This window comes from Vallitalea longa (genome assembly GCF_027923465.1).
Taxonomy (GTDB): Bacteria; Bacillota; Clostridia; order Lachnospirales; family Vallitaleaceae; genus Vallitalea; species Vallitalea longa.
Genome location: NZ_BRLB01000004.1, coordinates 81614 through 95714, shown reverse-complemented (window position 1 = coordinate 95714; position 14101 = coordinate 81614). Strand labels below are relative to the sequence as shown.

At 29.7% G+C, this 14101-nt stretch carries 14 protein-coding genes and 1 pseudogene; 5 read left to right on the top strand and 10 right to left on the bottom strand.

Translation table 11 applies throughout. The features are described 5' to 3' along the window. Positions 1–135 precede the first annotated feature (135 nt). Both QMG30_RS09775 and tnpB read right to left on the bottom strand, forming a co-directional pair. Positions 136–1494: a sodium-dependent transporter gene (locus QMG30_RS09775; RefSeq protein WP_281814955.1), complete on the bottom strand. Its 1359-nt coding sequence runs from the start codon at positions 1492–1494 to the stop codon at positions 136–138. A 347-nt stretch (positions 1495–1841) separates the two neighbouring features. Then, a complete protein-coding gene (gene tnpB / locus QMG30_RS09770) occupies positions 1842–2951 on the bottom strand; it encodes an IS200/IS605 family element RNA-guided endonuclease TnpB (protein WP_281814954.1) in 1110 nt (369 codons plus the stop codon). Between the two features lie 67 nt (positions 2952–3018). Here tnpB and tnpA point away from each other — a divergent pair. The 3 genes and pseudogenes from tnpA (at position 3019) to QMG30_RS09755 (ending at position 4856) form a co-directional block, all read left to right on the top strand. Further along, positions 3019–3343, top strand: a pseudogene (gene tnpA / locus QMG30_RS25045) (IS200/IS605 family transposase). Between the two features lie 320 nt (positions 3344–3663). Beyond that, positions 3664–4440: a threonine/serine exporter family protein gene (locus QMG30_RS09760; RefSeq protein ID WP_281814951.1), complete on the top strand. Its 777-nt coding sequence runs from the start codon at positions 3664–3666 to the stop codon at positions 4438–4440. After that, the gene (locus QMG30_RS09755) at positions 4437–4856 is read left to right on the top strand and encodes a threonine/serine exporter family protein (protein WP_281814950.1); all 420 of its coding nucleotides are present in this window, start codon (positions 4437–4439) and stop codon (positions 4854–4856) included. The genes QMG30_RS09760 and QMG30_RS09755 overlap by 4 nt, the downstream gene beginning before the upstream one ends. A gap of 161 nt (positions 4857–5017) precedes the next feature. Here the strand turns inward: QMG30_RS09755 and QMG30_RS09750 are convergent, their stop codons facing one another. From QMG30_RS09750 to QMG30_RS09725, 6 genes are all read right to left on the bottom strand, one after another. Next, on the bottom strand, positions 5018–5227 hold the full coding sequence (locus QMG30_RS09750; RefSeq protein ID WP_281814949.1) for a hypothetical protein: 210 nt from the start codon (positions 5225–5227) through the stop codon (positions 5018–5020). 4 nt (positions 5228–5231) lie between these two features. Beyond that, the gene (locus QMG30_RS09745) at positions 5232–5945 is read right to left on the bottom strand and encodes an N-acetylmuramoyl-L-alanine amidase (protein WP_281814947.1); all 714 of its coding nucleotides are present in this window, start codon (positions 5943–5945) and stop codon (positions 5232–5234) included. A gap of 193 nt (positions 5946–6138) precedes the next feature. Beyond that, complete coding sequence (locus tag QMG30_RS09740; protein WP_281814946.1) at positions 6139–6303, bottom strand: hypothetical protein; 165 nt, start codon at positions 6301–6303, stop codon at positions 6139–6141. Positions 6304–6471: 168 nt separating this feature from the next. Further along, a complete protein-coding gene (locus QMG30_RS09735) occupies positions 6472–6957 on the bottom strand; it encodes a GNAT family N-acetyltransferase (RefSeq protein WP_281814945.1) in 486 nt (161 codons plus the stop codon). Between the two features lie 90 nt (positions 6958–7047). After that, positions 7048–7710, bottom strand: coding sequence for an HAD family hydrolase (locus QMG30_RS09730; RefSeq protein WP_281814944.1), 663 nt, complete (start codon positions 7708–7710; stop codon positions 7048–7050). A gap of 15 nt (positions 7711–7725) precedes the next feature. Next, positions 7726–8427 (bottom strand): HAD family hydrolase, encoded by a 702-nt coding sequence (locus tag QMG30_RS09725; RefSeq protein ID WP_281814942.1) that lies wholly within the window; start codon positions 8425–8427, stop codon positions 7726–7728. A 123-nt stretch (positions 8428–8550) separates the two neighbouring features. On the opposite strand from QMG30_RS09725, the gene QMG30_RS09720 reads away from it, so the two are divergent. After that, positions 8551–8793: a hypothetical protein gene (locus QMG30_RS09720; RefSeq protein WP_281814941.1), complete on the top strand. Its 243-nt coding sequence runs from the start codon at positions 8551–8553 to the stop codon at positions 8791–8793. A gap of 35 nt (positions 8794–8828) precedes the next feature. Continuing rightward, positions 8829–9506, top strand: a complete 678-nt coding sequence (gene yidC / locus QMG30_RS09715; protein ID WP_281814939.1) for a membrane protein insertase YidC — start codon at positions 8829–8831, stop codon at positions 9504–9506. Between the two features lie 97 nt (positions 9507–9603). Here the strand turns inward: yidC and QMG30_RS09710 are convergent, their stop codons facing one another. Both QMG30_RS09710 and QMG30_RS09705 read right to left on the bottom strand, forming a co-directional pair. Next, positions 9604–12249, bottom strand: a complete 2646-nt coding sequence (locus QMG30_RS09710) for a CBM35 domain-containing protein (protein WP_281814937.1) — start codon at positions 12247–12249, stop codon at positions 9604–9606. A 147-nt stretch (positions 12250–12396) separates the two neighbouring features. Then, entirely contained in the window at positions 12397–14064 is a 1668-nt protein-coding gene (locus QMG30_RS09705) for a glycoside hydrolase family 13 protein (RefSeq protein ID WP_330680712.1), read from the bottom strand. Between the last annotated feature and the right edge of the window lie 37 nt (positions 14065–14101).

The window sequence follows — 14101 nt, the reverse complement described above, 5'->3', positions numbered from 1 at the left end:
TTGTAAATCAATGAAATTATTATAGCATAAGTTAATCTATATTGGAATAAGCATTTGATATATTTGATTTATTTTCTTTTTTAATGAATTATTGAAATACGTAACTTTATATTTATAATAATATTGATAAAATAGCTAAATATTGAAAATACCCAAACCTGATAAGAATATAATAAATATTAGTATAGGAATGATATACTTTAATAAGAAAATCCAAAAATCAGCTAACCTAAATTTAATGGTACCTCCATTAGTTGCCTCATCTATAGCTTTCTTTTTACCAAGAATCCAAGCTAAGAATAAACTTATTAGCATGCCGCCTAGTGGTTGCAATATATTAGATGTCATAAAACCATATATATCAAATATATTTTTGCCTCCAATAGTAAAATTACTTAAAGAGCCATTAGATAACGATGCAAAAATACTCATTATAAATACAATCGAACTAGTGATTATTACAGCTTTTCTTCTTGAAAATTTCTTTTGCTCTATAAAATATGCTACTGGAATTTCTAGTAAAGATATAGATGAAGTAATGGCTGCAATAGTCAATAGTATAAAAAATAATGTTGTAAATATAGTACCTATACCAGCTCCCATAGTGGTGAAAACTGCTGGAATAGTTACAAAGGCTAGACTTGCCCCTTCACCTGGCTCAAATCCAAATGCGAATACTGCTGGTAAGATAACGAAACCTGCCATTATCGCAACAAAAGTATCAAGTAATGGTACAATTATTGCATTCTTCTTCAGATTTTCATTTTTGTTAAGATAACTACCATAAGTAACCATACATCCCATACCAAGACTCAATGAAAAAAATGCCTGTCCAGCAGCGTTAAGTACTACTCTTGGTGTAATTTCACTGAAGTTAGGCTTTATGAAGAATTTCACACCTTCCATTGCTCCTTCAAGAGATAAACTTTTGATAGCAAGTATAATCATAATAATAAATAAAGCAGGCATTAATATTTTACTTGCTTTTTCAATACCTTTATTAATCCCAGATGATACTATTGCGATATTTATTATTATATAGATAACCCCCCATATTATAGGTTGTATATCACTACCAATCAGGTTGTTGAACTCTCCTGACAAGAAATCAGGATTGGTTGTACTAATTGCTCCTGTAACAGCTTTGAATATATATGCTATAGACCAACCTCCTACAATCATGTAAAAACCCATAATAAAAAAAGCTGCTATAACACTGATAAAACCTATGAATCCAAATCTTTTATCAATTTTTCTAAATGCTCCCACTGCATCACTCTGAGAGTATCTACCAATGGTAAATTCTGCAAGCATCAATGTAAATCCTATAATGGCTACAGTTATTAAATAAATGAATACAAATGCTCCCCCACCATTTTCACCTGCAAGATAAGGAAATCTCCATATATTTCCTAAGCCTACAGCAGAACCTCCTGCCGCTAGTATAAAACCTACTTTACTTCCCCATTGACTTCTTTCAACATTTTCTTTCAATGTTTACACTTTCCTCTCTGCAAATAAATTATGTCATCTGAATTTTACATAACAAACAATTGTAAGTCAATTAGGTATATCAGACTATTCTCATAGTATTATCAACTCATTAACAGTTACTCTATATTTTAAAGACACTACTAAATCATTTTTATCTGAACTATTATACTAAAGAAATTAAGTATTTAATTTTTCTACATAAAAATCTACATATTATAACTTATCCTATGGTGACATGCTCCCCCACTAAACCTATAAAACGGTTTTGAGGGGGCTTCTTGGGACGTAATAACCTAATGGTTACTATTATTACCAAGCTCTACGGGTAAGCCCTACCCTGTAATATTTTAATATTGCAACAACAATTTACCTTGATTTTTAATGTTTATACTTGCATTTAGGTCTCTATCTATTGAATTGCCACACTCACAAGTATATACTCTTTCTGATAGTTTCAAGTCTTTTTTTACTGCACCACAAATTGAACAGGTTTTACTTGATGGATAGAATCTGTCTATCTTCACAAGTTGTTTTCCTCTTAATTCAGCTTTATATTTAATCATTGCAATGAACATTCCCCAACCATTATCAGATACGCTTTTACCAAATTTCAATACTTGGCTCATACCTTTCATATTTAGGTCTTCTATCGCTATAGCATTGTATTTATTTACTAATTGAGTAGATAGTTTATGTAAAAAATCCGATCTTGAATTTTTGATTTTATAGTGTATTCTTGCCACTTTAGTCTTTTGTTTATACCAATTATTTGAAAACCTTACCATACGTGATAATTTCCTTTGTGCCTTGATAAGTTTAGCTTCTAACATACGAAAAAATCTAGGATACTTGGCTCTTTGGTTTTCAGAGCTAACAAACAGTTCTTTCATTGAAAAATCTAAACCTACTATGTTGCCGTTACTTGGAACTTGAATTATTTCTTTTTCAAATTCAGTAGTAATACTTACAAAATAAGCACCTGTAGGTACTTGACTTATAGTAGCAGATAATATTTTATGATTTCTAGGTATTTCTCTATGAAATTTAGTTTTTAGTAATCCTAATTTTGGAAACTTCAACATACTGCCTTCTATTCTTATTGAATTGTTAGTGTTTTTGGTTGTATAAGATTTGATATTGTTTCTTTTAGATTTGAATCTAGGATATTTAGCTCTCTTTTGAAAGAAATTCTTAAAAGCAGTATCTAAATTCCTAAGTGCAGATTGAAGAGAAACACTATCCACTTCTTTAAGCCAAGTTAAATCTTTTTTCAAAGCTGTTAATTCTTTAGCTTGAGTAACATAAGTAGTTGATTTTTCTTCATTCTTGTATAATTCAATTCTTTGATTAAGAAAACGATTGAATACAAATCTAGTACAACCGAAGGTTTTATGAATCAAAATCAGTTGTTCCTTATTAGGATATATTCTATATTTGAAAGCTTTATTGATTTTCATAGATTTTCCCTCTTCCTTATGTTATAATTATATCGTAATTTAATTTAGTTGTAAAGGAGTTTTTTAGATGAATGATAGTGAATTCAAAAGCAATATACATTCAATATACAATCTAAAATATCATTTGGTTGTAATAACTAAATATAGACACAAATGTATTAACAAAGAACTTACTATTTGAAACACCTCCCCAAGTGGAATTAGCAAAATTAGTTAATACTCTAAAGACTGTTTCTTCAAGACTGATTAGGAAAAAACATAGTGAATATTTAAAAAAATATTACTGGAAACCAGTATTTTGGAGTAGAAGTTATTGCATTTTAACAACTGGAGGAGCAACAATAGAAATGATTGAGAAATATATTCGCTCTCAAGCAGGAGTTAAAGATTAAAAACCGTTCCGATTCATCTCCCTCCTAGTTAGAGGAGGGGTTTTCTCGAAACATCTAGATAAAATAAGTATATCATTAATATATTTAATTATATATTCAACTTTTCCATCTCAATATTCTATAGGGTAAACTGATTAAAGATGGAAAAGTTAAATTATATACAAATATGCTAATTAATTTTATTTATCTAATTAAAATATGTACTATATATTATAAATTATTCATCAAAATATTGTTAATATTATTTTTCAATTTTAAATTGATACCTGTTTAAGTTTAGTGTACAATATGTTTAAATAAAGAAATTACAAGGTGATAATATGAATTATAAATTAGTTTTCAAATCAGCTATATTATCAGGAGAGATTATGCTGAGAAATGGTGCAGAGACCTATAGAGTTGAAGATACAATTAATAGAATTCTAAAAACCACTAACTTTCAAGTGATTGAATCATTTGTTACGCCTACAGGTATTTTTGCAACTTTGGATGATCCCTCAATAGAAATGATTACATATGTAAAAAGAGTTGATAAACGAACTATTCATTTATCTAAAGTAACTCTTACTAATGATGTATCCAGAAAATATTGCACTAATCAATTGACAATTGAAGAAGCTTACGAAAAACTTCTTGAAATCAAAGATAAACCTGCATATTCAAATTTATTAGTTATTATAGCTACTGGATTGGCAGCCGGTTTTTTTACCATAGTTTTCAGTGGTAGATTTAATGATTTCATTATCTCTACTATTATAGGCTCTACTCTTGGATTAGTGGACATACTTTTCAAAAAGCTTAATATATATAAGTTCTTTTATGATATAGTAGGTGGTTGTATTATAGCTCTTGTTGCTATTTTATTTACTAAATTCATTCACTTTGGTAGTAATTTCGATCTTATTATAATTGGTTCTATAATGCCATTAGTACCAGGAGTTGCATTTACAAATGCTATTAGAGATACTATTGAAGGGAATTTGTTATCAGGTATTTCAAGAGGTGTTGAAGCTTTAATTGTTGCAGCTGCTATCGCTACTGGTGTTGGTGTAGTTCTTAAACTATATTATTTATTATCTGGAGGTGGCCTTTTATGATTATTCAAGTTGTAGGTGCTTTTTTTGCCACATTGTTTTTTTGTATAATATTCAACATCTCAAGAAAACAGCTTTTATTCTGTGGTATCAATGGTGCTATTGGATGGCTAGTCTATCTCTTGACATTAAATATGAATTCCATAGTTTTATCCACTTTTCTTGGTGCTCTAGTTGTGAGTATCATTTCTCATATTCTATCTAAGATAAGAAAAACTCCTGTTACAGTTTATTTAATTGCTGGAATTATTCCTTTAGTGCCGGGGGCAATTTTATATAAGGCTATTTATAACATTGTAATACAAGATTATGATATGAGTAGTTTCTACGGCATACAATCAATTGAATTAGCTTGTGCTATAGCTGTCGCAATTTTTCTTGTAGCATCAGTAACTAAATCATCTAGGAGAACCAAATAACAATTATATACTTATAGCTTGTATGATTAGATTTATAATAATAGCAACAATAAAAACCCAACTTATCATTATGCTAAAAAGTTGAGTCCTCATATTATTTATATCATAATTTTAGATTTTCGTATTTCTATAATTTACTGAATACACAATTTGATATACAATTATTTTTTATCGTCCCAGTTTTCTGTTTCCATTCCTTTATCATTAAATATTCCTAGTAATATGCCTATTGTACAAATACCTTCAACAACAATCATTACATTTTCATTTGGAACTTTTACTCCTACTGATACAAGTATCATAACAATCGTACTAGCTATACTTATAATGACTTTTGTATTAGTTAATCTTCTTAGGATTTCTTTTTTCATTACATTACACCTCCTTATTAAGCAATCTAGCGATTACTGTAGCAAGCTCTGCTCTTGATACTTTTTCATCAGGTTTGAAATCACCATTAGGATATCCTGACATAATCCCCTGCAAAGCTACTTGATTGATATACTGTTCAGCCCAATGCCCCTTAATATCAGTAAAAGTTTCTTTATTATTTAATACCTGAATAACCTGGTCAAATGGATATTTTTCTCCTGGACAATTGGGTTTTCTTCTAGGATCAATCTCATAGTGCCCTAGTATGTGCTTTCTATCTATAGGTATTTCTATGTTCCATTTCTTTTCTACATAATCTATTATATATCTGTGTAGCCAGATTGTAGCTTTCAACTGCTTGTCTGTTAATTTGCCTCTAGTCATTCTATATATTCCTTCATGTTCTATTGATACAGAGTACCAATTGGGATTAACACCTTTTTCTTTTACTATTGAAGCTGTTGCGAACTTTCTGTTATCAGCACTAACTCCATTAGCCCATGCATTATCTTCTATTTTGACAAATTGGTATATTTCTCCTGATTTGGTAACCAGAAAATGTGCTGAAGACACTGTATTACCTGAACTTGTAAACCAGCTAATGGTAGATTTAGCTGACCCTTCTGTTATGTGATTGACTATCATGTGAGGGGCATGTCCTCTCCTAGTAGACTTATTGGTATTGCTATTTCCTTTCCAAATAATTTTATAACTCATCTATTCACCTCTCTTTCATTTTTCATATTTCTCTTAAGTTTTTTATAATACCTAATTTATTATATGTTGACTAAATATATTAAGTGAACGTTATAAGTAATTTTGATAATCCTTTACATCAATCACTAACCATAATCTTAGTTATAACAATAAAAAAAGCAATGTACATATTATTATATACATTGCTTTTATATTAAGAATTTATTTTTTTTCTCTTTTTCCTTGCATACTCGGCTTGCTTGTCTAGACATTCTTGACACCTTAAATAGCCCGTATTATGTGGTTTACTGCAATCAATGCATAAACCTTGCTCTTTCCTTGCTTCTTTTAATTTTCTTGTATAATACGTACTTTTCATTATCCCTCTCTCTTTCTGACAATCGTTCTAGTATATATTTTGTCCTTTTTTAGACATTACTAAACTTTAATCCTTATTATAATTTAATTCTTCTCTGTTATTTAACATTTTATCACCTTATATAGGTTAAATCAATATATTAGCCCAAATGAAATTTTTTAATGATTATTATTGAATCTTCAATTGCCAGTACTCCACATCAATCCATTTACCTAATTTCAATCCTACTTTATTAAAATGTCCCGCTTTATTAAATCCTAACTTTTCATGAAGTTTGATACTTGGTTCATTTGGTAATGATATCACTCCCATTATTACTCTATAATTTAGTTTTTTTAATCGATTGATTAACTCTATATATAAAATAGTACCGATACCTTTATGATCACAATTTTTATTTACATAAATAGAAGATTCCACACAGAAACGGTAAGCACTTCTTTCTCTCCATTTTGACGCATAGGCGTAACCGATAACTTTGTTTTTATGCTCATATACTATAAAACAATATTTATCAGATATTTGCTTAATTTTATCAATCATTTGCTGCGTAGTTACAATCTCTTCTTCGAAAGTTATAACTGTATTTGTAATATAGTAATTATATATGTCACATATTGATTGAGCATCACTAAGTTTAACCTCTCTAATCATAGTGTGTCCTCCTTATACTGTCAATTTTATGTATGATATTTTTATTTTGTCTATCTGCTGATTTATATATTTATAGTAGTGGATTTTTTATCATATTACATCATTTAGCTTTTTCAGTAAATCCTTAGCTTCTATTAAAGATTTACAAATATATTTTGCATTATTATTAGCAATTGTAGAATCAGTAATTATATCTGGAATCCAGATAGGTATCATATTAGCTCTTGCCGCTGCCAATATCCCTTTTTCAGAATCTTCTAGAATAATACATTCTTCAGGTTCTACATCTAAAAACTTGCTTGCCAATATAAAAATATCAGGTTCTGGTTTTCCTTTTTCTACCTCATCACCACAGACAATAGTATTGAAATATTCTATAATAGAAGCTTTTTCTAGTAACTCTGTTGCATAAATTCTACTGGTCGATGTTGCTACAGCCATTGGAATATTTTCTGTTCTACAATATTTCAAGAATTCGACAAGTCCTTTTTTTACTGGTACTCCATTGACTTCTATATATTCTTTGGTATGTTTCATAGTGATTTCTCTGACTTTTTCAAACGGAAATTCTTTTCCCATATTTTTAATAAGTAGTTTTTTTGTATCTTTTACGGTTGTTCCTATAGCTTGTATCATCAATTCTCTACTAATATCATACCCAAAATCTTTACCTGCTTTATTCCAACTATCTAGTGCTATATTTTCTGTATCTAACATCAATCCATCCATGTCAAATATAATTGCTTTTATCATTTTATATCTTCTCCTTTATAAAATGTGTAATAATTCAATTAATGAATTTATCTCAGTATATTTAGTCTGCTCAATATTATCTTTTTCTCTATTTAATAAAATAGGTTTTATTCCTACTTTTTTTGCTCCCTCACAATTTTTATAATTATCATCAATAAAAATAGCTTCTGATGGAAGAATATTCAATTCTTCAAGTGCCAAAGTAAACATTTTGCTATCTGGCTTAAGAATTCCATGTATTGATGATATTATAAAAGTTCTGAAATAGTCAATAAGTGATGCCTCTTCATATACATTTAATAATGAAGGCCATGCATCTGAAACTATACCTAATTGATATCGGTTATAGAGTTTTGGAATAATTTCCAAAGCATCCTCATAAAAAGTATATTTATTATTGTTATACACTAAATCTTTTGCTATTAATTCTATCTTTTCATCTGATAAATTTAATATTGGAAGTTCTCCGGACAAAATTCCATAAAACTTGACGAAATGATAATACTCTTCTTCTCTAGTTTTAATCAATTTATTTTTGTCTATGTAACTTAAAGCTTTTCTAAATGCATTATATTTATCCATATCTTCTATTCGCTCAAAAATATTTTTATCTACATGTTCAAAAAAATTTGGAGTTATAAACCAATTACCAGAACTGGGGTAATTAAGTACTCTTCCAGAATCAAATAGTATAGCTTTTATTCCTTTTAATTTCATTGTACCAACCTCCTAGATATAAAAGCTTGCTTATTACATTATTAATAATTTCTAAATAACTTGAAGTATTCAACAAATACATGTATCATTATAACATATATTTTTTATAATAGGAGTGAAATAATGAATATTGACTTTTCTATGCTAATACAGATTATATTAATTGCGTTAATATTGTATTTTATATATTTTCAAATTGATACTGAAAACAGTATAAAATTATTTAATTATATATTACTCTATGATAATATTCGTTTGACACATTATCTAGACTATAAGACTTCTCTTTATCTAGAAGATATCGAATCATATCATAAATATAGAATATGGATTTTCTATGAGAAAACAAAAGTGATATTCAACTAAATCATCTATTAATTTTTTTACTAGGAGGAATTTATTTGAATAGTATAATAGAACTTTTAACCAACATATTGAATCAATTGTATTTTGTTGTAAATGACTGGGGTATCACTATAGTATTGATAACACTTATAATCAAAATATTATTGCTACCATTAACCATAAAACAGAAAAAGGGATTACAGCTCCAACAAAAATTTTCTAAAGAATTAGAAACTATTAAGAAAAAATATAGTGACGACAAGAAAAAAATGGAACAAGAAATTAGTAAAATATCCAGTAAATATTCTGGAAGCATGCTAGGCTGCCTATTGACATTTGTTCAACTACCTATCATGATATCCCTATATAGAGCTATTTCATGTATTCCTATTGAAATTACTTCAACGATACTATTACCTTGGATAAATAATATTAAGGCACCTGATACTTATTATATCATTCCAATAATATCAATAATAGTTCACTTGTTACCTAATATAATGTACTATCTTAATATATTTAAGGATTTAGAAATAGTCAAGCCCAATAAAATAATGATTATTACTACAATATTAATAAATTCATTATTTATTTCACAAGCACCTGTTATAATTGGTCTGTATTGGATTATCTCAGGTCTATATACTTTTATAGAACAATTCATATGTAATATTGTGATGATTAGAAAAAAAGCATCATCAGAAACTTGTATAAATAATGGTTTGAAAAATTAGCTAATAAAATAGAGCCTCCGAATGGGCTCTATTTTATTGATTTATCATATATACATAATTCTTTTGTTCTTTATGCTACTTCAACATATATTTTAAATTAATTCTTCCATAATTCGATTTTATCTATCTGCATAGACGTTCTACCAAACGAATCACAATAAAAGCCCATATCAATCTGACCATTCGTTATATCTACTGTACATTGATATTGTCTCCATATGCCATCTACTGTCATATTCACAAACTTGTCTGAACCTCCATAATTAACAGCTTCTAACCTACAAATACTAGGTTGTTGATCATATGCAGTTGCTTTTACCCATGCTTTCAATGTATATGTTCCGTTATCAAGACCTGTTTTTATCTGATGTACACTCTGCTTATAAGCTGATTCGCTCCAGAAATATAGTTTATAGTTTCCTTCATGTACATCATTCTGATCAACACCATATGCAGCTACTTGATCTGATGGATGCCACTCAGTCCAGCCATCAATATTCCCTGTTTCAAAACCAGGATTGTTTAACTCAATAGGCATAGTATTATCATTCGCTTCTATACTTATATAATCGATATTTACTCTACCACCGTCTCCACTATCATATTTATAAGTGATATTGTTACTACCAGAATCTAAATATATAACTTCTGTCTTGTTATTCCATACATCCCAACCAATTAAACTTGGAAGTACAGTTTGTTTTATTTTAGTATTATTCCTATATATACTTAGAGAACTATCATAAGAATTACCGTTTGCATATCTTAACAGAACATTATAATATCCATCCTCAGGAACAGTTACATCAAATGATACCTTTGATCCAACTGACTCAATCTTATCAACAAATCCTGTACTTGAATAAAAAAAGTGATTATCATTTATTGATGCCCCTCCAGAAAGATTCGCTTCTTCACCTTGATATTTTTCTGGAGTGGATAATGGGTCTGGTCCAGTTGTTCCTAATTCAATATAATCGATATTAACATATCCTGTATCATCAGAATCATATTGGATATCTATAAAATTATTACCTTCATCAAGTGTTATCGTTTCTTCATAATTATTCCAAGTATCCCAATCTTCAAGTGCTAGTAATTGAAGTTGTGTTACATCTTCACCATTAACATATAGACTTACAGTTCTAGTGTCTTCCCAACCGTTGGAATATCTGATATTCAAGTTTTCGGTTCCTGCATTATCAGTATTTATACAAAATCTGATTTTAGAACCAACACTTTCCATATTGTCCACAAATCCATACCCTGAATAATTGTTATGGTCGTTGTCTTTTTTTGCACCAATCATCGATGCAACTTCAGCCTCATATTTTTTTCCACTTGGTACTATTTTAAGTATTACACAATCATGTGAATCTAAATTCGCACTATAGTCAGTCATACTTCCCAAATCTTCATGCAACCATAGATCCCTTACATCAGCATTTCCATTTATTCCTAGATCTTCATGAAAATCAATAATTCTAATATCCTCATTTTCATTTCTATTAAATAATCCCACTACCCAACTACCATCTGGCAATTGTCCAGCCCATCTTTCACTATCATAATCAATGGGTTTTCCAACTAATCCCATTTGATTGAGTAATATCATTTCTGTATTCTGATAGAAATGTTCGTTATTTCCTATTGTATCATACTGATCTGCTATACATATGGGAGACCCTGCCATAGTGAATAATGATACGGCAGATTTTTTTTCTTCATCTGTAGAAAAAGTATTCAACCTAAGGAAATCCCCATCAGCTATAGCTTGACCTCTACCCGTAACTTCTGACCAATATGTAAATCCGTCAAATGCATTCGCCCATTGGGACCACACGTTCTGCCATATTCCTCTTCGTCTATGGCTTATATGATCCCAACCGCCTTCAAAACAATCTTCATCTATCCTGAACATATCACCATTAGCCAATTCAATTTGAGCTTTATTATAGAGATTGGGCATTACTAGACTTAGAGTCATGTCATCTCCACATGCTTCATTCATCCACTTAATAGCCTTTTCATACCTCTCTGAACCATAACCTGATTCCCATTCATCATTCCTTATTTTAGTATATCCTGATTCATACCATCCAAGAAAATCTACTCTTAAAAACTTAGCACCTGTATTTTTAAAATATTCAACATATCCTTTTATAAACTCTTCTGCACCAGGTTTATCTGTATCCACTTGATACAAAAATACTGGATTCCCATCTTCATCATTTTGACCCCCATCAAATACATGAGAACCCACTATATCTTGTATATGATATTGTCCATTTGTATTTATTATTTCACAATTAGCATTATACGCAGCTTGAGTCACCCATAATGGATTATAGTATATTCCCATATCAAGTCCTTTGTTATTACAGTATTCAACCCAATATGTCCAATCACCTTGCCACGAATCATTATGAGATATAACATATCCATTCTCATTTATTTTCTGAGATTGTTCTATCCAACCGTCGGTACATACCATAGTATACCCATAATCTCGAAAGTCTGAAGCTATCCAATCAACATTAGCTTTCCATCTATCTTCTGGCATAGGGCAATCATTAACATATTGATGTTCATATGTAATCCAGTAGAGTGGACCTGTTCCTTTATTAGTAGTTTCACTTTCTCTTGCTTCTACATCATTAATTGATAAAGATAAAAATAAACCTATACTTATTATCATAAAGATACAAGATAAGATATGTTTACTGTTTTTCATATTCTCCATGATTCTACCTCCCAATAAATATTTCATCATAATAATAAAGCTATACCTTCCAATTACCTTATAAATATTATGCATAGAATCAGTCATATGATAAATCAATATAATAAATATAAACAATTATCTTTTATTTATTTTTCCCCAACTATCTTAATCAACCATATAGACTTTAGCTTCATATGGTCTTATTTCTTCCCCTAAATCATCATGATAATTACTAATTAAAATCCTTTTATTAACTTTTCTGAATTCTTCTGGCACCTCATATGTAAGTGATTTCTGCGTAAAGTTACATATTACTAGAAGTTTATTCTTATTTAAGCTCCTTGTATAAACATATAATTCATTGTTATCAGGTTCCAATAACTTGTAGTCCCCATATACGATTATTTCATGCTCATGTCTCAACTTGAATAATTTTCTATAATAATTATATACAGAACCATGATCATCAACTTGATTATTTGCATTTATATCTGGATAGTTTTTATTTACAGAAATCCATGGAGTTCCAGTTGTAAATCCAGCATTTGTACTATCATCCCATTGCATTGGTGTTCTGGCATTATCTCTGCTTATATGTTTTAGATAATCCATCATCAGTTCTTTATCTATTCCATGTTTTTTGGTCAAGTCTTCATAAGCATTAAAAGTCTCAAGATCCCTATATTCATCCAAAGTATCAAAGTAAGCATTAGTCATTCCTAATTCTTCTCCTTGGAAAATGAATGGTGTTCCTCTCATCATATATAAACAAGTTCCCAACATTTTGGCTGATATTTCTCTATGATCCTTATCATTCCCAAATCTGGAAACTGCTCTTGGCTGGTCATGATTACTCCAAAACAAAGTGTTCCAACATTTCTCTTCTAACTCTTTTTGCCATTTGGTTAAAACTTTCTTTAGGTCAATAAGGTTAAATCTATTGTTACTCCATTTTCCATAATCACCACTATCAAGAGCCATATGTTCAAATTGAAAAACCATATCTAACTCGTTTCTATCGCAAGCTGAATATTTTTTTGCTTCTTCAATAGTTACATCCGCTGTCTCTCCTACAGTCATGATATCGTATTTTGAAAGAACATTTTCATTCATTTCTTTTAGATATTCATGTACATGTTCTCCATTCAAACAATAAGGACCTAGATCTCCATATAGTCCACCATTTGATTTTCCATCTGGAAATTTATGATCTTTTGATATAAGATTGATGACATCCATTCGGAATCCATCAATTCCTTTATCAAGCCACCATTTCATCATTTTGTAAACTTCATTTCGTACTTTATTATTATCCCAATTCAAGTCCGGTTGCTTAGAAGAAAATATATGTAAATAATACATTTCTGTGTTTTCATCGTACTGCCAAGCTGAACCTCCAAACCATGATCCCCAATTATTCGGTTCTTTCCCGTTTTTGCCGTCTTTCCAGATGTAATAATCTCTATAGGAATTATCTTTTGACTTTCTGCTTTCTACAAACCACTGATGCTCATCTGATGTATGATTGACTACTAGGTCCATTATAATTTTCATACCCTTATCATGAGCTGTTTCAAGAAGTTTATCAAAGTCTTCCATTGTTCCGAATTCTGATAATATATTTTGATAATCACTTATATCATAGCCATTATCTTCATTTGGTGATTCATATATTGGCGAAATCCAAATAATGTCTACGCCCAAATTCTTCAAATAATCCAATTTCTTGATAATACCTCGTATATCACCTATTCCGTCACCATTGCTATCCATAAAACTCCTAGGATATATTTGATATACTACAGATTCTTTATACCATGATTTTTTTTGCAAAATTATAGCTCCCCTTTCTTACTATAGTGTACACGTT